Genomic DNA, 19,695 nt, shown 5'->3' with positions numbered 1-19,695 from the left:
CGAAAAAATAATTTGATTAAGCAAATGGGGCTGGGGGTGGTATATCTGGGTACTCAAGAGAATGTAAATAGAAAAAGCCTTAACTTACCGCTTGTGAATCACATGGAGTAAAGAGGATGGGATGGGAAGAGAAAATAAACTCGAACTTAACAGAATTCAAGTACTTCAATCTGGATCTTTTGGGATTTGCTCATGGTTTAGAAATAACCAACGCAGCAAGTGGCTAACAAAGATTGCTTTTTTTCTGGCTCTATACAGTATATGTACTAAGGGTCGATTGGCTTTCAAACCCCATATGTTAATATCTTTATACAATTACCTATAAATGTTTGGATAAGGTTACGATTCGGTAATCCTGATCCAAAACCAATAAAATAGACTGCTGACTAAGTGCCGCAGTCTTCATTCATAAGATTAATAAGAAAGTTTCTTTCATCATTAAATAAGGCATCAGAAGTTATTGCTTTCATTTCGAATATCCTTTGTTATACCTGTGATGATTTGTATAACAGTGAAAACCCCCAAGAAAACAGTGACAATATTAAACCATGGATTATCATAGAATGAAAGATATGTTTGAAAGAAATCCAGTTCAACTATGTTTGCTGGGAATCCATTCATTTCTCTATAATTAGGACCCCATCCCGTTAATTCTACAAAATTAAAATAAAGCTGTGAAACTAAAAATGCCAAAACCGTGAGAAACCAACTTTTTTTATACAACGGTCGTTTTTTGTTTACTTTATCCATTTCATTATCCGTTTCCTTTTCTGCAATACTTTTTAGCCAGGTGTCAATCTAACATCATTATATGATGAAGCATGATTGTCGCGATAATTACTTATTAAGGATATAACCATCGCAGGTATTACTGTAATAGTTGTTATCACTTGCGTTTCCGCCTCGGATTTATTTCTTTTCTGTAATAAGGAAAGTAATCGGGGGCCTTTTTTCCTGTTTAGGCTTTCATATCATGTATAACAACGAAACATGCTTTTTTAGTGTGTTTGATCTTTTATTCACAGTTGTTGAGGTTCCAATATCTCTCATTCGGTTTCACCTCCTTTTTATCATTTATTACAACTATCGCCAATAGTAAATGTGCCGATGAGTGTCGGGGACTTTATTCTTTAAGAAAGAAGTTTACAAAATATTAACTGAAATTACAAGTATTCACGGAACTTGGACGACTTGTTATTGCTTCTGGTCACAACAAGATCTTCATATTTTGTCTGTAATGCCGTTTCCAAACGAAAAAAAGAAAGTGTTAATAGAAAGCAGCCTACTTGGCTATTTTCCACTTGCTTTTCCATACGTTTTTTTCAACGCTTTTTATCAGTTAAATAAGGACAAAAGACAGATAGGACAAGGGCAAAACATGAAAAAACCCGGAAATCGGAATTGTTTAATTTACCGAAATCCAGGTCTGATTACAAATTGTTTATTTTAGTTAGACGATTTTAATACAAGCTTCGCCACGGCTTCCACATGAGCCGTCTGCGGAAACATATCAACAGGCTGAATATATTCGACACGATAGTCCTTCGACAGCGTCTGCAAGTCTTTCGCCAGTGTGGAAGGATTGCAGGATACGTAGACGAAGCGTTTCGGTTTTACTTTTTTGATGGTATCTAAAAATGTTCTGTCACAGCCGGTTCTCGGCGGGTCGACGATGACCACGTCAGGACGGAAGCCTTCTTTCGTCCATTTCGGGAGCCAGTGTTCGGCTGTTCCTGTGACATATGCCGCGTTTTTGATGTCGTGTTTTTTGGCGTTTTTCTTCGCATCGTCAATTGATTCTTTAATGACGTCCATGCCGCGGATCTCTTTTGCGCCGCTTGAGACCCACATGCCGATCGTACCGACGCCGCAATACGCGTCTACGACTTTTTCTTTTCCTGTCAGCTGAGCCGCTTGTTTCACTTCGTCATACAGCTTGACCGTCTGCTCAGGGTTGAGCTGGAAGAAGGCGCGGGCGCTCAGTTCAAATGACACGTCGCCGAGCACTTCTTGAATGGCATGGCTTCCGGCCAGCGCTTTTGTTTTGTCACCGAAAATGACGGATGTGCGCGCGCCGTTGACGTTTTGAATAATCGATTTCACTTCCGGCAGACGGTTCTGAATGGCTTTGACGATCTCGTCTTTATTCGGCAGTGTCTCTTTCGCGGTGACAAGCACGACCTGCACTTCGCCTGTTTCAAAACCGACTCTCGTCACGATGGTGCGGACATCGCCTTTTTTGGTCCGTTCGTTATAAACGGATACGTTGTGTTTTTCCAAAATACGGCGGACGATACCCGTTGTTTTGTTTGTCGCCGGATGCTGGACAATGCATTCCTTAATCGGAACGATTTTATGGGAATCAAGTCCGTATAAGCCGGCAATGATGCTGCCGCTTTGCGAGCGTCCGACTTGAAACTGGCTTTTGTTCCGGTAATTCCAAGGGTTGTCCATTCCGATCGTATCTTTAATGTTCATTTCTTCGACATTGAATCTCGTATGACGTTCCAGAGACTGAATGACGATGTCGCGTTTTTCGCGAAGCTGCTGGGTGTATGCCAGATGCTGAAGCTGACAGCCGCCGCACTGGTCGTAGACCGGGCATGGCGGCGTGACGCGGTGTTCAGACGGCTTGCGGATTTTTTTGACGCGTGCTTCTGAAAATTTCGGCTGCACATTTGTCGCTTCGGCAACGACTTCTTCACCGGGCAGAGCGCCGGGAACGAAGACAACTTTTTTCTTAAAATAGCCGACGCCCTCTCCGTTAATGCCGAGACGTTTGATGGTCAGCGGAAATGTCTGTCCGATTTTCAATTCGGCAGGCGCCTTTTTTTGATGTTGATTCACGTTTTTTTCTCTCCGTTTCTATATAAAGCCTTCCTCCTGGGAAAACGGCTGATTTGAAATATCACATCTTTTCAGTATAACATGCAGCCGGCGGTTCCTTCATGTTTTTCACTGGAAGTTTCCAAAAATCTCATCATTCAATACTTCTCCACAAATATAAGGACGCATAGCTTAAATACGGCGCCCATTCGCTGCTTACCTGGAGCATCACGTCTTTTGACGGTTTATCCTCAAGGGCGAAGCGGCGTTTGACGGCGTTTTGCAGGCCGATGTCCGCCAAAGGAAACAGATTCGGGCGGCCGAGGCCGAACATGAGGACGTTTTGGACGGTCCACGGGCCGATGCCTCTGATGGTGATCAGCTTTTTCATAATGTCTTCATCCGACAAATGGGTAAGTTCCGCCAGATTGAGCGCTCCTTCTGCAATCATCCGTGAAATGTCAATCGCATATTCCGCTTTTCTCATGCTGAACTGGAGCTCCCGCAAGTCCTGATACTCAAGCCCCGCGATCGTTTTCGGCTCGGGATAGCACCAGACGCCGTCTTTTTGTTCACCGAAGGCATGGACGAACCGTTCCGTTAAAGTAAAAGCGAAGGACAGGTTGAGCTGCTGGTGGATGATGCATTTCATGAGACAGTTGTAGACGTCATATTCCAAGACGAGCGGGGTTCCCGCATGCTCCTCAAAAAGCGCCGACAGATTTGTTTTTGAGAAATGATCAAGCACAGGCTGAAGCGGCTGCTCCCACTGAAAAATGTGTTTGATCCGTTCAATCATCTCCTCGCGGTCCGTTTCTCCGCTGACGAGAAAGACCGGGTCTGCGGCGGTGCCTTCCGCTTGAACCGTGATGACGGACAGTTTGCCGTCCCGTGTTCTGAGCGGCACTTTGATTGATCTTGCATGAAGATCGACCGCATTCAGCGGATCGAGCGACAGCCTTTCAAGGACTTTATCAAAATGATACGGCGGTGTGACCGAAACCGTTTCCTTCCACATATGCTCCACCCCTTTTTGTCCAAGTATATCATGAAGCGGCCGGGCGGCAATTCGTATACTTTTCTTCATAACGCCGCATGATATAATGGCAGGCGGAGGGTTGTTTATGATACATATAACCGCAATCACAACACATAATGAGATATTAGATAATATCCCCCTATCACGTACAGAACAACCGGACATCGCATGGTACTGGATTGATTTTTTCGGCGCTGAGATGCATGAAACCGAGCTGCTGCGTGATTATTTTCACTTTCATCCGCTTGCGATCGAGGATTGCTTTCAGCATATGCAGCGGCCGAAAATCGACCATTATGACGGCTACCGTTTTTATGTGCTCCACGCTCTGAACCCGGACACACTGGAAATGGAAGAGGTGGACATTTTTCAGTCCGACCGTTTCATCGTCAGCTTCCATTTGCACGAATCGCCCGGCGTCTCAAAGGTGAGAGAACGGTTTTTCGCTTCTCCGGGATTAGCCAAAAAAGGGCCCGGGCACATCACTTATATGATTATGGATCAGCTTGTCGATGAATATTTCCCCGTGCTGTACAAAATTGAAGACCGGCTGAATGAAATTGAAGACAGCAGAACCCATAAATCTTACGGCACTTTAATGAATGAAGTGTTTGAATTGCGGACTGATCTTTTGAACCTGAGGCGGACGATCATTCCGATGCGCGATTTAATGTACCGGATTTTGAGCCTTGACCATGTAAAAGAAAGCCGTGAAACGAAAGCGTATTTCAGCGATATTTATGACCACCTGTTAAAACTGGCTGAGCTGATCGAGTCAAACCGTGATATGACGTCAGATTTGCGGGACAGCTATGTGACGCTGAATTCAAACCGGATGAACGCCATTATGATGACATTAACCATCGTCTCGACCATTTTTATCCCGCTGACGTTCATCGCAGGGGTTTACGGCATGAATTTCGATAACATGCCTGAGCTTCATTGGAAATACGGGTATTTTATCGTTTTGGGCGTAATGGCCGTTCTTGTGGCCGCCATGCTGTTTTGGTTCGCCCGCAAAGGCTGGTTTAATATTTTCAAGTAAGAACGGCTGCCGGCTGTTCTTTTTTTTGAGAAAACATGATAGTCTGGAAAAAAACGTAAAGAGGTGTGCGCCGTTACCATCCTTTCTCACAAAATCATTTCTTCTGTCCTCCTGGCTTTCAGTGTCATGTCCATTGCCCCGCTGTATAACGGCCGTACGGTGTCTGATTACATCTTTGAGTTACTCGGCTTTTCCTCTTGGCCGGAAGATGGAGCCCATATCTCCGTCATTCCCGGGGTCGTGCTTTACTTTGCGGCGTTAATCTGGTGTGCCGCCGCGTTCAGGCGGACGCTTCCCGCGGCGGGGCTGTTTCTGATCTTTCTCAGTATGGGGGCCGCTTCCGGTATCAGTCCTGCCACCGAATATGCCGTTTTTTCCTTAAAACAGTTCGCGCCCGAAAAAGAGGCTGTCGAGTATTTGAAGCACCGCAGCGAATGCAGTCATCTGGTTGAGCGAAAAAGAGCGGGCATGAGCTGCACGCTTTATATCAATCATTACGGAAAAGGGGAACAAACCATTTCTGTCACCCCGGATTTATCAGAAAACATAAAGGACGTCACATTCAAATCAAAAACGTTCACTGTAAAACCCCGTTCAAAAACAATCATCAAAACCCGATTTACCGAATTTTATAAGGGGAAAGCCGCCTCAGACTCCGGATGGTCTTCAGAACCTGAACTGAAAGTGGCAATCCTGTACACAGCAGATTAACCATTTTGCATGTATAATGGTGGAAAACTTTTCATTGGAGGGACTGTCAAATGAAGATCGCCATCGTCGGACTCGGCAATATGGGCCGCCCCATCGCCGAAAATATCATGAAAGCCGGATACAGTCTGACTGTATATAACCGGACGAAAGAAAAAGCGGCTGACCTGCTGGATAAAGGGGCAGAATATGCCGAAACGCCCCGACAGGCAGCTGAACATGCGGACATCGTGCTGTCCATGCTGTCAGACGATGACGCCGTAACAGACGTAACGTTCGGAGCTTGCGGCATTATTGCCGGGTTATCTGAAAACGGCATTCATATTTCAATGAGCACGATCAGTACGGCGCTGTCAGAACAGCTTTCCGCCGCACATTCGGGCAGAGGGCAGTCCTTTATTGCCGCTCCCGTCCTCGGCCGCCCCGATGCCGCCGAGAAGGCCGAGCTTCGCATCATCACAGCCGGACCGGCGGAAGCGAAGAAAAAGGCCGAACCGCTGCTTAACATCCTGAGTCAGCAAGTATTTGACACTGGTGAAGAAACAAAAACGGCCAACGCCGCGAAAATCAGCGTCAATTTCTTGCTCGTGTCCATGCTTGAGGCGTTATCTGAATCGTTCTTAATGATGGAGAAGTACGGGTTAGAACAAAAACAATTTTTAGAAATCGCCGGCGCGCTCTTTGGCTCTCCCGTCTATCAAAATTACGGCACGATCATGGCTGAGGAGAAATTTGAGCCGGCCGGTTTCAAAATGTCTTTAGGGCTGAAGGATACCAATCTGGCGCTCGCCGCCGCAGAACAGGTTTCCGCAAAACTCCCTCTTGCCGAACTGGCCAAGAGCCATTTTGAAAGCGGGATCGCACAAGGCTTCGGGGATCTGGATTGGGCCGCTTTGATTAAATGCCTGAAATAACAAAACACCTCTCCATTACCAGGAGAGGTGTTTTCTACAGGCGCGGCAGCTTCATTTCTTTCTCAAACATCAGGTCATCAATGCTTTTAAACGTGTAGCCTTCTTTTTTCAAATCGGTAATGGCATCGTCCAGAGCTTCTGAATTGTCCTTTGAAACGGTGTGGAGAAGGTAGATCGCGCCGGGATGAGCCTGCTTTATCATGTGATCATAGGCGTATTGTTTCCCTTTTTGCTCGTTAACCTTCCAGTCGACAAATGCGACGGACCAGAAAACGGTTTGGTAGCCGAGGCGCTTCGTTTCTTTGAGGACATATTCGCTGAATACGCCGCGCGGCGGACGGAGATACAGGTTGTCCCGTTTTCCGGTAATGTTGTACACAGCTTCCGTGACGGAATCGAGTTCGTCTTGAATCTGATCGCCCGTTTTTGTCGTCAGATCAGGATGATGAAAAGAATGATTGCCGATGATATGGCCTTCCTTTGACATCCGTTTAATCAAATCAGGCTGCTCTTTCACAAAATGACCCGTGACAAAAAAAGTGCCCGTGACGTGATGTTTTTTTAACACATCAAGCACTTTCGGGGTGTACCCATTTTCATATCCATTATCAAACGTTAAATAGATGGTCTTTTCTTTCGTATTGCCCAAATAAAAGGCATCATATTTTTTGACCAGATTGTTTAGCTGTCTGCCGGCATCCGGCGGCTGATGATTGACGCTGCGTTTAAATCCCCAGTTTATCCGTTCATTCGGCACGGCTTCTGCGCTGTTGATGCCTCCCGCAAGTAAAACGGCCATGCAGCAAATTGAACAAAACCATTTCATGACCAGCACTCCTTCTGCATTTTTCCTTATTTTGCAGTAGGCCCTGCCCTTTTATACAGCCGCATTATGGAAAAAGAAAAACCCCGGCATCCGCCGGGGTTTATTCCCAATCCTTTTTAAAGCGTTCGTATTTTGCTTCCAGATCATCAAGCATGCCGATGAGCCGGTCTATATCTTCAACGTCCGTTGATTCAGGGTCTAATGAATCAATGACATTCATAAACATATCAAGTCTGTTCTTCAGGTAATCGAGCTGCTGATCTTTGCTGTTTACTGCATTCCCCATACTTCCACTCCATTCATTTTTTATAATGGTAGCGTATTTTTTGCCGTTTTTCAATGGTTCCGCTACTTGCGATCTTGGCAGATCAGGTCTAAAATTAACAGTTGGCAGACGTTAGTATGCCCCATTTATAAAGGAGTTAGATAGTCATGACACAAAACACAACACTGCGTCCGATCACACCGGAGTACGATCCTTGGGAAGCGTACATGGATGTCGACCAGTATGGAGATATGAAACTGACGAACGTTGAATTCACAACGACGACTTTGTGCAATATGAGATGCGAGCACTGCGCCGTCGGGTACACGCTCCAGCCGAAAGACCCGAATGCGCTGCCGATCGACCTTTTATTAAAGCGGCTTGATGAAATTCCTCTGTTACGCTCTATCAGCATTACGGGCGGCGAACCGATGCTTTCGCTGAAATCGGTAAAGGAATACGTCGTCCCGCTTTTGAAATATGCCCATGAACGCGGCGTGCGCACACAGATCAATTCAAACCTGACGCTTGATATCGGGCGCTACGAACGGATTATTCCTTATTTGGACGTCCTTCACATTTCTCACAACTGGGGAACGGTCGAGGACTTTGCCGACATCGGATTTGCGATGATGGAGAAGAAACCGACATTTGAACAGCGGGCGCGCTATTTTGACAAAATGATTGAAAACAGCCGCACGCTGGTCGAAGCAGGCGTAATGGTTTCAGCGGAAACGATGCTGAACAAACGGACGCTGCCGCATATTGAACATATTCACCGGCAAATTACGGAAGAAATGAAATGCCAGCGGCACGAAGTCCATCCGATGTATCCGAGTGATTTCGCCAGCGCGCTTGAATCACTCAGCCTGACGGACATGAGACAGGCCATTCATCATCTGCTCGACATTCGCGATGAAGAGACATGGATGCTGTTCGGTACGCTCCCGTTTTACGCATGCAGCCCTGATGAAGAAGATCAGAAGCTCCTCCTCCGCCTGCGGGAAGCGAAAAACGTTACGGTGCGAAACGACCCTGACGGCCGCTCCCGCCTGAATGTCAACATTTTTGACGGAAATATCATTGTCACGGATTTCGGCGATACACCGCCGCTCGGCAATATTAAAACAGACAGCCTTCCTGAAGCATATGACAAGTGGAGACAGACGAAGCTGAGCAAAGAGCTGAACTGCCGCTGCACAAACGTCCGGTGCCTCGGCCCGAACGTCCTTGTCAAAAACAGTTATTATCAGGACACAGATTTTTCATTACGAAAAGCCAGAGGTTAACAAAAGATGGAAACGACAATTACGGACATTTTGAAAAGCAAAGTGGTTGAGATCATCATCGTCGCTCTCGTGCTTTACGTCGGTGTTTTTCTGATCAACCGCTTTGTCCAGGTGTTATTTAAACGCACGGATTTCTTGGAGGAACGGAAAGGGAAGACGATTGAAAGCCTCGTCCGATCCATCACCCAGTATACGGCGACGATCGGTTTTATCTTTTACGTCATTTCTTTATTCGTTCATGATTTCGGCCGAATTTTAGCCGGGGCGGGTGTTGCCGGTATCGTCATCGGTTTTGGCGCCCAGTCGTTAATCAAGGACATATTGGCCGGTGTCTTTTTAATATACGAACGCCAGCTTCATAAAGGTGATTATGTGACGATTAACAATCTGTTCAACGGCACAGTCGAAGAAATCGGACTCCGTTCCCTCCAGATCCGTGAGTGGACCGGCAAGCTGCTTACCATATCTAACGGTGAGGTCAGACAGCTTCAAAACTATAACATTGATTTTATGCGGATTACCGAGTCCGTCGTGATCAGTTACAAGGAAGATCCCGAGCGGGTATATGCCGTCTTAGAAAAAGCCTGCGATATGCTCAATGATGAGCTTCGCGATTCACTGAAGCGGGATGAATTTCTCAATGCGACGGAGCCGTTTCAAGTGCATGGAATTATGAGTCTGAACAAATTAACCAGAGGCATTGAATTTACAGTGAAAGGCATGGTTCAAGACACAGAATACTTCTCGGCGAGCCTTGCGGTGAGACGCGTTCTTGCCCGGGAGCTGTACAACAACAATGTGCAATTGCTCGAGGAAATGTATCACACACAAAAAAGCTGATTCCCGAACCGGAATCAGCTTTTTTTATTTATCTCGGCTGCGCTGTCATTTGAAAACCGAATGTGACGTGATCCTGCACCGGAATCCAAGCCCCGATTCCTTGCGAAGTCACATTTTTGACGACAAGTTTCCGCTTGCTGCCTTTCAGCACCAAATACACTTCACCGTATGTTACTTTTCCTTTTTCATTAACGGCCGGAGCGTAGGCGTGCAGGTAGCCGAGCCGCTGCGGAGAAATTTTGTAGGTTTGATCGCGTTTTGTGCCTGCGCCGATAACCGTTTCAAATGCGAGCGGCAGTTTTGTTTTCTTCATCGCTTTTTGCATCATCATGCTTTTTACGTCTTCTGCGTTCGGCACCTTCGCTGTGAGCCCGCCTTTGATTTTGTATTGCTGTTCTTGGGCGTATGAGATAACCGCGGTTTGCTGTCCGCCCCGGTTATCCGCTCTGTTCGTATTGATTTTTTTATATTCCCAGTTGGCGACCGTTTCGTTCGACTGATAGCCGAGCGCCCATTTCCCGAGAAATATTGTCGCCCGGTATCCGATGGCAAGCGGTGAACCGGACACCGAGGATTCATTCAGCATCTTTATCAGATGCGGATTTTCGATGTTGATCTCTGATGTATCTAACAATTCCTTCGCCAGTTTGCTCGGCTGAAGCATCGGCTGGTCCTGTGAAGCATTCGGATACGTATTTTCCTTTGAAATGCTTACGACAGAGTTGGGAACTTTAAACGGTTTTTTTGCACCGGCAGACGGCGTTGCGAAAAAACTAAAGGATAACAGCAGAATCAGTGTGGCATGAAACAGCTTTCTCATCATATCACTCTTTCTATAGCATTTTCCTTTAGTCTTTTCCTCTGCAATCGTTGTTATCCGCATTTTTTACAGGTTAAAGCAGGAAAAAACCGATCGCCATAATGACATAAGCGGCAAGGAGCGTAGCCCCTTCAAACCAGTTCGAATCACCGTCATTTGAAATCATCGTCATCAAAAGGACGGATGAGATCATCGCGACAAGCTCGGGCAATGTGAATACAAGCGGCATATTGACCGGAAAAAAGATGGAACAGATCACAAGAACCGGAGCCACAAACATGGCGATCTGCAAAGTCGAGCCTACCGCGATTTCAACGGCGACATCCATCTTGTCTTTGTACGCCATAATAATCGCCGACGCATGCTCTGCGGCATTTCCGACGATTGCGACGATAATCACTCCGATAAACAGCTCGCTCCAGCCGAACTGTTCAGCCACCGCATGAAACGTATGGACAAGATTTTCAGATATGTAGGCGACGATAATGGTTGAAATAAATAAGACGGCTGTCGCTCTTTTCCCCGACCACTCAGGCTGCTCCTCTTCTTCCTTTGCCTCCGGCTGATTCGGCTGATAAACACCGCGGTGGGTGACGAGCTTGAAATAAAGAGCTGCCACGTACAAAAGGATCATGATGATGCTGATGCCGACACTCAAATCAAGCTTGTTTTTTTCCCCCATATCCATGGAAAACACTTCGGGAATGACAAAAGCTACGATAATGGCAAAAATCAGCAGGCCAGAATTATGCCGTGCATCATGAATATTGAATTCCTGCCGCTTGTATTTCAAACCGCCGATAAAAAACGACAATCCCGCGACGAGCAAAAGATTGCCGAGCACCGAACCGGTCAGTGAAGCAAGCACGATGCCCGTCAGCCCTTCTTTTAGGGCGAAAAGCGATATAATCAGCTCTACCGCATTGCCGAACGTGGCATTCAGCAGACCGCCGATCCGCGGTCCCGCGATAATGGCAAGAGATTCAGTCGCTCTCCCCATATAACTTGCAAGCGCAATAATCGTCAAGCAATAAATAATAAACAAAACCGCTGACGGCCAATGCATCAGGCCGCCGATGACTGAAAGCGGCACTCCCGCCGCAGCCGTAAAGAAAAAAATCCGATTCATATCTGCCTGGCTCCTTTTTTCGAATGAGTCTTTTTATATCCTTCTCAAAAACTCCCTCAATTACACTTCCGCGGCAGCCCGAATTGGCATTTTCAGGTTGCCGGACGCGACAAATCCGTGTACGATCAAGAAAGATACTGAAGAAGGAGAAATACGCGATGTCACGACTGTACTTCTTTATTTTGGTTCTGCTTGTTTCCATCTCCGGATTTTCTCAAGGCATGCTTCTGCCGGTGATCTCCGTCATTTTTGAAACGAACGGGGAATCAGCCGCTATAAACGGACTTCACGCAACCGGCCTTTATATCGGCGTGCTTCTGGCGTCGCCGTTTATGGAGGCCCCGCTGCGCAAGCTCGGATTCAAACCTCTGATGGTCATGGGCGGATTTCTTGTTATCATCAGCTTATTCAGTTTTATTTGGCTTCAATCCATATGGTTATGGTTTTTTCTTCGGCTGCTTATCGGAATCGGGGATCATATGCTGCATTTTTCAACCCAAACGTGGGTGACGTCAAAGTCAACGCCTCGAAACAGAGGAAGAAACATTTCGCTGTACGGACTGTCCTTCGGGCTCGGATTCGCTGTCGGCCCGTTCATGGTCCCTCTTGTGAAAACAAGTCCGTCCCTTCCGTTTATCGTATCCGGCTGTATCAGTCTTGCCGCCTGGCTGTTTGTATTTGTCTTACGTAACGAGTACCCGGCGCAAGGTCCGGATGAAACATCCGGGGATAACAGCGCAAAACGGTTTTACCGCGCCCTTCTTTTCGGCTGGGTCGCTTTTCTCCCGGCTTTCGGGTACGGTTTTTTAGAAACGGCGCTGAACGGAAGCTTTCCCGTGTACGCCCTGCGCTTAGGCATATCCGTCGATGCCGTCGCGCTGATATTGCCCGCTTTTGCCATCGGGAGTATTGTATTCCAGTTCCCTCTCGGTTTATTAAGCGATCGATTCGGGAGAAAACGTGTCCTGCTCGTCATCTTATTAACGGGTGCCCTTTGCTTTTTGACGGCCGGACTGTTTCCCTCGCCTTCTGTCATCGGCTGCTGCTTTTTTACGGCGGGAATGGCGGTCGGCAGTATGTTTTCCCTCGGCATCAGCTATATGAGCGACCTGCTGCCGTCCCATCTGCTGCCGGCGGGCAATCTGCTCTGCGGCATTTCCTTCAGCCTCGGCAGCATGATCGGCCCGGTGGCGGGCGGCTGGTATATGCAGCGGTTTGAAAACGCCAATCTGTTTTACTTTATTACGGTGATTCTGGTCTGTATTTGGCTTGCGCTCGTCTTCGGGAAAACAAAGCACAATCCCGCATCCGAATCCCATTCTTTTCCGGCCTCATAAAAAAGCCGCCTGATCTAAGTCAGGCGGCTTCTTTCTAGTGGTATCCGTTCTGCCCGTTAGCGCTTCCGCTTGTTTTATTCTTCGGGCCGTTTTTGGAGTTTTGTTTATTATGGCTTCCGCCTTTTTTCGTATGCTTGGTCATAATCGATTCCCCTCCGTTATTCAGCTTGAACGTCTCCGTTCCTCTATAGCTTGCTCCCGCGGTACGGATTTTCATCAGGAAGCTTTTTACGTTTATGTAAAAGCGCGTTGATTTCTCCTCCTAAAATCAGCAGTGTTCCCGTAAGGTAAAACCAGATCATAAGGACGATTATTCCCCCGATGCTCCCGTATGTGGCGCTGTAGTTGGCAAAGGTGCCGACGTAAAATGAGAACAGCATACTGACGATAATCCAGCCTGCTGCCGCAAATACGGCTCCCGGCAGCACAAAACGGAGGGAAAGCCTTTTATTCGGCGCGAAAATGTAAAGCGCGGTAAACACGATTAAAAGGATAAGCGGACTGATACCCCAGCGGACAACCGACCACACCTGCAAAAACAGGCCGGAGGCGCCGATGAAATCTGCGGCCAGCATTCCGATTTCTCTGCCGAACACCGGCAGAAGCAATGCGATTAAAATCGTAACCACCATCGCGATGGTTAAAAAAATTGAGGTCAGGCGAATGATGATAAATGAGCGGTTTTCCTCGACTTCGTAGGCATGGTTAAATGCTCTGACAATCGCGTTCATACCATTCGAAGCCGACCAGATGACGGCGATAATCCCGAATGACAAAAGTCCGCCGCTGCGCTTGTTCAGCGTTTGCTCCGTTATGGATTTCACCATAGACATGGCACTGTCGGGCGCGTATTGATCGACCGCCCCGAGCACGTCTTCTGCCGATATGGGAAGATAGGCGGTGAGCGTCAGCATGAAAATCATCAACGGAAACAATGACAGCAGGAAAAAATACGCCAGCTCCGCCGATTTACTTTGTCCTTCATGGAGAGAAAACCTTGCAAACAGCTCCTTTATAAAACTCATGACATCCCACCTCAATGATCGTTTTTCGAAAAATGCTCCTTCGTTTCTTTTAACAGGTCAATGACCTGCGGTGTCGTCTGCTTCAGCTTGGTGATCTGCCCGTTTAAAAAACTCAGATCATCCGATACGGTATTGGCGATGGTCTTCACTTGATCAAGTTTTGCAGATGCCTGCTGTTTCAGCACTTCAGGATGTTTTCGGTAAAATGCCGCACGCTGCCTGCACGCGTCCATGTTCCGGAAACATGCCTCTCTTGTCGGCTTATGTAATAAGGACAGTGCTCCGCCGGCGGCAGCGCCGATCAGAATCGCTTTTGCCATGATGCGTGTCTGCTTCATCGGTCAATCCCCCTTATAAATGATGGTCTTTCTTTATTGTCTCCAGCAAATGACGGCACCCGGACTCGACCAAAGCGTACACCTCGCTGAAATTCCCGGTATAATACGGATCGGGCACGTCCGCAAGGTCCGACTCCGGTACATAATCAAGCAGCCTTGCAATACGCGGCGCCGCTTTTTTATAACCGGCCATACTGCGCAGATGTCCGATATTTTCTGCATCCATCGCAATGACGTAATCAAAATCGGTCAGATCAGACTCACGCACCTGCCTCGCCGTGATGCCGCTTACGCTGATCCCTTTCTTCTTTAAGATCTCCTTTGTCCCTTCATGCGGCGGATTTCCCGCATGCCAGGCGCCGATTCCCGCTGAATCAATGTTAATCTGCCCGTTCAGCCCGTTTTTCTTCACCATATCAGAAAATACCGCCTCTGCCATAGGCGACCGGCAAATATTTCCCAGACAGACAAACAACACATGTATCATATCGATAACCTCCCTATTCTTTCCCCGCATTTTGAGGATCAAAAACCTTATCATCATCTTAGCAACTTTTCTGCGGCTGTGGAAATAAGCTTTTATTCTAAATGAATTCTGTTAGAATAAAGGGTACGAAAACGGTCATGAAAGGATGCATGAATTTGCCGAGCCAACAAACAGAAACGTTAAACAAAATGATTGAAGACATTTCGCAAAAGCTCAACATGCTCAATGTCGGCGTCATCAGAGCGGAAGATTTCAGTGATGAAAAAATAGAAGATCTTACATACCTTCATCAAATGGTCATGAAAAAAGCATCATTCAGCCCGAGTGAAATGCAGGCCATTGCCGAGGAGCTCGCCTCTCTCAGAAAATAAACCCATGTCAGACCTGCCGAAAAACGGCGGGTCTTTTTTTGATTTAAAAAAGTGAAAAATAAAAGTTCATCGGTTTGACACATATAAAAAGAAGGAGTATAGTAACTGTGAACTTGGTAGAACGATATACTAAAAGAGCGGGCCGCTTATCTTTTTTTATTTAGTAGAACGATATACTAGTTGTGATATCAGCGTTATTCAAGTTTGTCTCTGCAACCGTTTTATCAAACCAGTTTTCAAAGAAAGGCAGTGGTTCAATAAAGGGGAATGGTTCTGTGCTTTTGTTAATTTAAAAAATAATTTAATTCTTTATTAACCGCATTAGGGGATGTCATCATGAAAAACATATACACCAAAATGGCAGCGGGTCTTTATATTAATTATTTCCTGCTGGGCATGATCAATATTATTATCGCATCCAATATGGAGGCATTATCAAAACAGCTTCATACATCCGCAGCCGGGGTCAGCTATTTGGTCTCCGCCATCGGGATCGGGAAGCTGATTTCGCTTCTGTTTGCCGGGAAGCTTTCGGATACATTCGGGAGACGGCCGTTTATCGTGTCGGGCGCCTTTCTGTATCTGATTTTCCTAATCGGAATTCCGCTTTCGACAAACTATACGGCCACGTTTATCTTCGCCATTTTCGCCGGGATCGCCAATTCCTTTTTGGATTCCGGGACATATCCGGCGCTTATTGAAGGATTTCCGAAAAACGCAAGCTCTGCAACCGTGTTAATCAAAGCGTTTGTATCCATCGGCGCGACGGTGCTTCCGTTTTTCATCGCGTTTATTGCGGACAGGCATTTGTTTTACGGCTGGACGTTTTTCGTACCGGGTATTATTTTCTTCCTGAACGGCTTTTTCCTGTTAAAAGTTCCGTTTCCGAATCATAAGCAAAAAGAAGACGGCGGCCGGACGGAAGCCTCTCCGTCTGATGACGCGTTCACATCACAGCCGTCGATATGGCGTGAAGGCCTTGCGATCATTCTGTTAGGCTTTTCATCTACGGCGCTGTTTATGCTCGTTCAAGTATGGCTTCCTAAGTTCGGGCAAACCGTTTTGGGCATGCCTGAGGTGCAGGCTGTCAAATTGCTGAGCTATTACAGCATCGGTGCGCTTGTGTCCGTATTATTGCTGGCCGTGCTGTTAAACAGAGTGATTCAGCCGATTACGGTAATGGTGCTGTACCCTGTGATCGCGGCAATCGCGCTGCTTGCTCTGATTTTCATTCATCAGCCGGCCGTATCAGTCATCAGCTCCTTTGTCATCGGACTTTCAACTGCGGGCATTCTGCAATTGGCGATGACGGTTATGGCTGTTTTATTCCCTAAAAATAAAGGTACAATCACATCTTTTGTTAATATAGCATCAAGCTTATCTTTTATTGTCATTCCGCTTGTAACGGGAGCGATATCCAAAGCGGCCGGCCTGACGCCTGTTTTTCTGCTTGATATCGGAATTGCGGCCGTCAGCGCCCTTCTCGCATTGTTTATCGGAATCCGCTTTAAGCAAGTGATGAAAGCCTGACTATTTTTTAAGGGAGAGGATTTATCATGCAATCTATCACGATCAGAAACACGGTCATCGGCGAAGGGCTTCCGAAGATCATTGTGCCGCTGATGGCGGCCGGAGAGAAAGAACTGCTCGAAGAAATTGAAGCCGTCAACAGGCTTCGCCCGGATATCATTGAGTGGCGGGCGGATGTGTACGAGCACGTTGACAGCCTGGACGCCGTAAAAGGCATGCTTGAAAAGCTGCGGAAAGCCGCAGGCGCAACACCACTGCTTTTCACATTCAGAACTCATAAAGAAGGCGGAAATAAAGTTATTGATGACCGCTTTTACATTGAATTGCTTAAAACCGCCATCGAAACAAAACACATTGACCTTGCAGACGTTGAGTTGTTTACGGGAGAAGCGGAAGTCAAATCAATTGTGAAAACTGCTGAAGACAACGGCGTATATGTCGTCATGTCCAATCATGATTTTCATCAGACACCGAAAAAAGAAGAAATCATTTCCCGGCTGCGGAACATGCAGGCGTACGGCGCGCACATTCCGAAAATCGCGGTGATGCCGCAAAGCACTGAAGATGTTTTCGTCTTATTGGATGCCACTCACACGATGAAAACACAATACGCAGACCGGCCGATCATCACGATGTCAATGGCGGGCACGGGTCTGATCAGCCGCCTGGCCGGCGAAGTCTTCGGCTCAGCGTGCACGTTCGGAGCGGGCAAAGAAGCATCAGCGCCCGGACAGATTCCCGTTGAAGAATTGCGCAGCGTCCTCAGCATTTTAAATAAACATATGTAATCAGCGTTTTTTGCCCTCAAGCGGGGTGAAAAACAAATGAATGGACTAACGGAGGAATACATCATGAAGAAAGATTTAGGACGGATTAACGGAAAAACTCAGCTTATCGGATTATTCGCAACACCGATCGGACACTCTTTATCTCCAACGATGCACAACCTGGCGTTTAAAAAATTAGGATTGAACTACGCTTACCTCGCGTTTGAAGTCGGCAATGAACAGCTGGAAGATGTGGTAACGGGAATGCGCGCCTTAAACGTCAGAGGCTTCAATGTCTCGATGCCGAACAAGATGAACATTCTCCCTTACCTCGATGAACTCGCGGATTCAGCGAAATTCACCGGCGCGGTGAATACAGTCGTTAATGAAAACGGAAGACTGATCGGACACTCCACTGACGGTATGGGATACGTCCGCAACTTAAAAGAACACGGCATCGATATCACAGGCAAAAAAATGACGCTGGTCGGTTCCGGCGGGGCCGCCACTCCGATAGCGATTCAATCCGCATTGGAAGGCCTCGGAGAAATCTCTATTTTCGCCCGCAATGACGCGTTTTTCGAAAAAGCGGAAGAAAACGTCCGCATCATCAATGAAGAAATGAAGGGATCTTCTTGCAAAGCGAAAGTCTTCCCGCTCGAAGATCAAGATGCGCTGCGTGCTGAAATCGCTTCAAGCGATATTTTCACAAACGGAACGGGTGTCGGCATGAAACCGCTTGAAGGCTTGAGCGTCATTGAAGATACATCCATGCTCCGTCCTGATTTGATTGTGACAGACGTCGTTTACAACCCCGTTACGTCGAAATTGCTTGAACAAGCTCAAGCGGCCGGCTGCAACACGATTAACGGCCTCGGCATGATGCTTTGGCAGGGCGCCATGGCGTTTGAATATTGGACAGGCCGTGAAATGCCTGTTCAGTATATTAAAGAGCAAATGTTTGAATAACCTATTGTGACAGAAGCGCCGAAGGACAATCCGTCTTCCGGCGCTTTATCATTTTCTCCCCCTCTCTCTTTCTTCTCATGCGCCAAAACGCTTATAATGGATGTAACGAATAAAAACCAAGTGAGGAATGCGACGTATGAAACAGCAAAAAAAACGCCGGGTGACATTGCAGCAGGTCGCTGAACATGCCGGCGTCTCAACATCCACCGCTTCATTAATCGTCCGCAATAATCCGCGAATTTCCGAAGCGACCCGTGAGAAAGTGCTGCAATCCATGCGGGAGCTGGGGTACGTATATGATCGGGTCGCCGCGAATTTACGATCACAGACGTCCACAACGGTAGGATTGATTATTACTGACATTTCCAATACGTTTTTCTCAGAGTTTCTGATCGGCGTTCAGAATACGCTTGAGGAAGTCGGATTAACGGTGCTGTTAGGCACGACATTTGATTCCGTCGCCAAGCAGGAGCAGCTGATCTCAACCATGCTGGAGCACAGGGTCGGCGGATTGATTTTGTGCCCGGTTTCAGGTACGGCTGAGGAAACCCTTTCCCGCCTTGAGCAGCTTGACATTCCGGTCGTGCTCGCCGTCAGGGAGATTGCCGATGCCGACTGTGATTTTGTCGGAGCCGATTATGAGGAAGGCACCTATAAGGCAGTGCGTCATTTCATTGAGAAAGGCCATCAGGAGATTGCGTTTCTGGGCGGCGTGAAGCACTCATCAACATGGACGAAGCGCATGAAAGGGTTTAAAAAAGCGCTCCGTGAAGCGGATCTGGAAGTGAAAAATGACTATGTCATTGACAGCGCGCCGACCCGCGAAGCAGGCTGTGAAGCCGTGACGGAGCTCCTCCGCCGGTCTGAGCGCCCGACCGCGATTTTCTGCTTCAGTGATTTGGTCGCGTTCGGCGTCATGCAAGGGATCAGAAAAGCCGGGCTCATTCCGGGCGAAGATATTGACATTGTCGGCTTTGATAACGTGCCGGAAGCTGAAATTTCTTATCCCCCGCTTACAACTGTTTCTTCCTTTCCGCGGCAGTCGGGAAAAGAAGCGGCTCAATTGCTGCATCATAAAATCACCAGTTCCCAGCACAAAAAACAACGCATTATTCTGGCGCCTGAGCTGGTTATCCGGGAATCTTCACAAAAAAAGCGGAACGCCTGATA

Annotated in this window: 21 protein-coding genes; 11 read left to right on the top strand and 10 right to left on the bottom strand. The window is 47.3% G+C overall.

Annotated features, from left to right (window positions below; all coding sequences use genetic code 11):
- Nucleotides 1-450 precede the first annotated feature (450 nt).
- The 3 genes from NSQ37_RS09580 to NSQ37_RS09570 all read right to left on the bottom strand — a co-directional run bounded on the left by NSQ37_RS09580 (nucleotide 451) and on the right by NSQ37_RS09570 (nucleotide 3,844).
- Nucleotides 451-750: a YfzA family protein gene (locus NSQ37_RS09580; RefSeq protein WP_043020674.1), complete on the bottom strand. Its 300-nt coding sequence runs from the start codon at nucleotides 748-750 to the stop codon at nucleotides 451-453.
- 696 nt (nucleotides 751-1,446) lie between these two features.
- Nucleotides 1,447-2,847, bottom strand: coding sequence for a 23S rRNA (uracil(1939)-C(5))-methyltransferase RlmD (rlmD, locus tag NSQ37_RS09575; protein WP_076425470.1), 1,401 nt, complete (start codon nucleotides 2,845-2,847; stop codon nucleotides 1,447-1,449).
- 133 nt (nucleotides 2,848-2,980) lie between these two features.
- On the bottom strand, nucleotides 2,981-3,844 hold the full coding sequence (locus NSQ37_RS09570) for a DNA-3-methyladenine glycosylase family protein (protein ID WP_015239403.1): 864 nt from the start codon (nucleotides 3,842-3,844) through the stop codon (nucleotides 2,981-2,983).
- Between the two features lie 106 nt (nucleotides 3,845-3,950).
- Here NSQ37_RS09570 and corA point away from each other — a divergent pair, with 106 nt between their 5' ends.
- From corA to NSQ37_RS09555, 3 genes are all read left to right on the top strand, one after another.
- The gene (gene corA, locus NSQ37_RS09565; protein ID WP_007408518.1) at nucleotides 3,951-4,910 is read left to right on the top strand and encodes a magnesium/cobalt transporter CorA; all 960 of its coding nucleotides are present in this window, start codon (nucleotides 3,951-3,953) and stop codon (nucleotides 4,908-4,910) included.
- Between the two features lie 63 nt (nucleotides 4,911-4,973).
- Nucleotides 4,974-5,621 (top strand): hypothetical protein, encoded by a 648-nt coding sequence (locus tag NSQ37_RS09560; RefSeq protein ID WP_061581196.1) that lies wholly within the window; start codon nucleotides 4,974-4,976, stop codon nucleotides 5,619-5,621.
- A 50-nt stretch (nucleotides 5,622-5,671) separates the two neighbouring features.
- Nucleotides 5,672-6,532 (top strand): NAD(P)-dependent oxidoreductase, encoded by an 861-nt coding sequence (locus tag NSQ37_RS09555; RefSeq protein ID WP_015417037.1) that lies wholly within the window; start codon nucleotides 5,672-5,674, stop codon nucleotides 6,530-6,532.
- 34 nt (nucleotides 6,533-6,566) lie between these two features.
- Here NSQ37_RS09555 and pdaA read toward each other — a convergent pair whose 3' ends face one another.
- Together pdaA and NSQ37_RS09545 are read right to left on the bottom strand one after the other, a co-directional pair.
- Nucleotides 6,567-7,358 carry a delta-lactam-biosynthetic de-N-acetylase gene (gene pdaA, locus NSQ37_RS09550; protein WP_020955506.1) on the bottom strand — a complete coding sequence of 264 codons (792 nt, stop codon included), beginning with the start codon at nucleotides 7,356-7,358 and terminating at the stop codon, nucleotides 6,567-6,569.
- 100 nt (nucleotides 7,359-7,458) lie between these two features.
- Nucleotides 7,459-7,644, bottom strand: a complete 186-nt coding sequence (locus tag NSQ37_RS09545) for an SE1561 family protein (RefSeq protein ID WP_003155558.1) — start codon at nucleotides 7,642-7,644, stop codon at nucleotides 7,459-7,461.
- 146 nt (nucleotides 7,645-7,790) lie between these two features.
- Between NSQ37_RS09545 and yfkAB the strand changes: the two genes are divergently transcribed.
- Both yfkAB and NSQ37_RS09535 read left to right on the top strand, forming a co-directional pair.
- Entirely contained in the window at nucleotides 7,791-8,912 is a 1,122-nt protein-coding gene (gene yfkAB / locus NSQ37_RS09540) for a radical SAM/CxCxxxxC motif protein YfkAB (protein WP_045206980.1), read from the top strand.
- A gap of 6 nt (nucleotides 8,913-8,918) precedes the next feature.
- The gene (locus NSQ37_RS09535) at nucleotides 8,919-9,752 is read left to right on the top strand and encodes a mechanosensitive ion channel family protein (protein WP_043020670.1); all 834 of its coding nucleotides are present in this window, start codon (nucleotides 8,919-8,921) and stop codon (nucleotides 9,750-9,752) included.
- A 28-nt stretch (nucleotides 9,753-9,780) separates the two neighbouring features.
- Here the strand turns inward: NSQ37_RS09535 and NSQ37_RS09530 are convergent, their stop codons facing one another.
- Both NSQ37_RS09530 and cax read right to left on the bottom strand, forming a co-directional pair.
- On the bottom strand, nucleotides 9,781-10,575 hold the full coding sequence (locus NSQ37_RS09530) for a YfkD famly protein (RefSeq protein WP_094031586.1): 795 nt from the start codon (nucleotides 10,573-10,575) through the stop codon (nucleotides 9,781-9,783).
- Nucleotides 10,576-10,645: 70 nt separating this feature from the next.
- Nucleotides 10,646-11,701, bottom strand: a complete 1,056-nt coding sequence (cax, locus tag NSQ37_RS09525) for a calcium/proton exchanger (RefSeq protein ID WP_007408511.1) — start codon at nucleotides 11,699-11,701, stop codon at nucleotides 10,646-10,648.
- Nucleotides 11,702-11,859: 158 nt separating this feature from the next.
- Between cax and NSQ37_RS09520 the strand changes: the two genes are divergently transcribed.
- Nucleotides 11,860-13,038, top strand: a complete 1,179-nt coding sequence (locus NSQ37_RS09520) for an MFS transporter (protein WP_015239398.1) — start codon at nucleotides 11,860-11,862, stop codon at nucleotides 13,036-13,038.
- Nucleotides 13,039-13,223: 185 nt separating this feature from the next.
- Here the strand turns inward: NSQ37_RS09520 and NSQ37_RS09515 are convergent, their stop codons facing one another.
- Genes NSQ37_RS09515 through NSQ37_RS09505 form a run of 3 tightly spaced genes read right to left on the bottom strand, consistent with a single transcriptional unit; the run spans nucleotide 13,224 to nucleotide 14,888 of the window.
- On the bottom strand, nucleotides 13,224-14,063 hold the full coding sequence (locus NSQ37_RS09515; RefSeq protein WP_007408509.1) for a YihY family inner membrane protein: 840 nt from the start codon (nucleotides 14,061-14,063) through the stop codon (nucleotides 13,224-13,226).
- Between the two features lie 11 nt (nucleotides 14,064-14,074).
- Entirely contained in the window at nucleotides 14,075-14,401 is a 327-nt protein-coding gene (locus NSQ37_RS09510; RefSeq protein WP_015239397.1) for a hypothetical protein, read from the bottom strand.
- A 13-nt stretch (nucleotides 14,402-14,414) separates the two neighbouring features.
- Nucleotides 14,415-14,888 carry a low molecular weight protein-tyrosine-phosphatase gene (locus NSQ37_RS09505; protein ID WP_007408507.1) on the bottom strand — a complete coding sequence of 158 codons (474 nt, stop codon included), beginning with the start codon at nucleotides 14,886-14,888 and terminating at the stop codon, nucleotides 14,415-14,417.
- A gap of 155 nt (nucleotides 14,889-15,043) precedes the next feature.
- On the opposite strand from NSQ37_RS09505, the gene NSQ37_RS09500 reads away from it, so the two are divergent.
- From NSQ37_RS09500 to NSQ37_RS09480, 5 genes are all read left to right on the top strand, one after another.
- On the top strand, nucleotides 15,044-15,259 hold the full coding sequence (locus NSQ37_RS09500) for a DUF1128 domain-containing protein (RefSeq protein WP_003155571.1): 216 nt from the start codon (nucleotides 15,044-15,046) through the stop codon (nucleotides 15,257-15,259).
- Between the two features lie 336 nt (nucleotides 15,260-15,595).
- Nucleotides 15,596-16,789, top strand: coding sequence for an MFS transporter (locus NSQ37_RS09495; RefSeq protein ID WP_341123626.1), 1,194 nt, complete (start codon nucleotides 15,596-15,598; stop codon nucleotides 16,787-16,789).
- 26 nt (nucleotides 16,790-16,815) lie between these two features.
- Nucleotides 16,816-17,577: a type I 3-dehydroquinate dehydratase gene (aroD, locus tag NSQ37_RS09490; RefSeq protein ID WP_024085013.1), complete on the top strand. Its 762-nt coding sequence runs from the start codon at nucleotides 16,816-16,818 to the stop codon at nucleotides 17,575-17,577.
- Nucleotides 17,578-17,640: 63 nt separating this feature from the next.
- Nucleotides 17,641-18,525, top strand: coding sequence for a shikimate dehydrogenase (locus NSQ37_RS09485; RefSeq protein ID WP_085341822.1), 885 nt, complete (start codon nucleotides 17,641-17,643; stop codon nucleotides 18,523-18,525).
- A gap of 136 nt (nucleotides 18,526-18,661) precedes the next feature.
- Nucleotides 18,662-19,693, top strand: coding sequence for a LacI family DNA-binding transcriptional regulator (locus tag NSQ37_RS09480; protein WP_015417030.1), 1,032 nt, complete (start codon nucleotides 18,662-18,664; stop codon nucleotides 19,691-19,693).
- Nucleotides 19,694-19,695: the final 2 nt, after the last annotated feature.

The sequence above is a fragment of the Bacillus sp. FSL P4-0334 genome (genome assembly GCF_038004825.1).
GTDB lineage: Bacteria > Bacillota > Bacilli > Bacillales > Bacillaceae > Bacillus > Bacillus velezensis.
This window is presented reverse-complemented; position numbering and strand designations above follow the sequence as displayed.

Coding starts and splice junctions, on each gene's coding strand:
- NSQ37_RS09515 (WP_007408509.1), bottom strand. CDS start 14,063: ATGAGTTTTATAAAGGAGCTGTTTGCAAGGTTTTCTCTCCATGAAGGA.
- corA (WP_007408518.1), top strand. CDS start 3,951: ATGATACATATAACCGCAATCACAACACATAATGAGATATTAGATAAT.
- NSQ37_RS09545 (WP_003155558.1), bottom strand. CDS start 7,644: ATGGGGAATGCAGTAAACAGCAAAGATCAGCAGCTCGATTACCTGAAG.
- NSQ37_RS09535 (WP_043020670.1), top strand. CDS start 8,919: ATGGAAACGACAATTACGGACATTTTGAAAAGCAAAGTGGTTGAGATC.
- NSQ37_RS09520 (WP_015239398.1), top strand. CDS start 11,860: ATGTCACGACTGTACTTCTTTATTTTGGTTCTGCTTGTTTCCATCTCC.
- NSQ37_RS09570 (WP_015239403.1), bottom strand. CDS start 3,844: ATGTGGAAGGAAACGGTTTCGGTCACACCGCCGTATCATTTTGATAAA.
- NSQ37_RS09555 (WP_015417037.1), top strand. CDS start 5,672: ATGAAGATCGCCATCGTCGGACTCGGCAATATGGGCCGCCCCATCGCC.
- yfkAB (WP_045206980.1), top strand. CDS start 7,791: ATGACACAAAACACAACACTGCGTCCGATCACACCGGAGTACGATCCT.
- NSQ37_RS09510 (WP_015239397.1), bottom strand. CDS start 14,401: ATGAAGCAGACACGCATCATGGCAAAAGCGATTCTGATCGGCGCTGCC.
- NSQ37_RS09530 (WP_094031586.1), bottom strand. CDS start 10,575: ATGATGAGAAAGCTGTTTCATGCCACACTGATTCTGCTGTTATCCTTT.
- cax (WP_007408511.1), bottom strand. CDS start 11,701: ATGAATCGGATTTTTTTCTTTACGGCTGCGGCGGGAGTGCCGCTTTCA.
- pdaA (WP_020955506.1), bottom strand. CDS start 7,358: ATGAAATGGTTTTGTTCAATTTGCTGCATGGCCGTTTTACTTGCGGGA.
- NSQ37_RS09495 (WP_341123626.1), top strand. CDS start 15,596: ATGAAAAACATATACACCAAAATGGCAGCGGGTCTTTATATTAATTAT.
- NSQ37_RS09580 (WP_043020674.1), bottom strand. CDS start 750: ATGGATAAAGTAAACAAAAAACGACCGTTGTATAAAAAAAGTTGGTTT.
- NSQ37_RS09485 (WP_085341822.1), top strand. CDS start 17,641: ATGAAGAAAGATTTAGGACGGATTAACGGAAAAACTCAGCTTATCGGA.
- NSQ37_RS09480 (WP_015417030.1), top strand. CDS start 18,662: ATGAAACAGCAAAAAAAACGCCGGGTGACATTGCAGCAGGTCGCTGAA.
- NSQ37_RS09505 (WP_007408507.1), bottom strand. CDS start 14,888: ATGATACATGTGTTGTTTGTCTGTCTGGGAAATATTTGCCGGTCGCCT.
- aroD (WP_024085013.1), top strand. CDS start 16,816: ATGCAATCTATCACGATCAGAAACACGGTCATCGGCGAAGGGCTTCCG.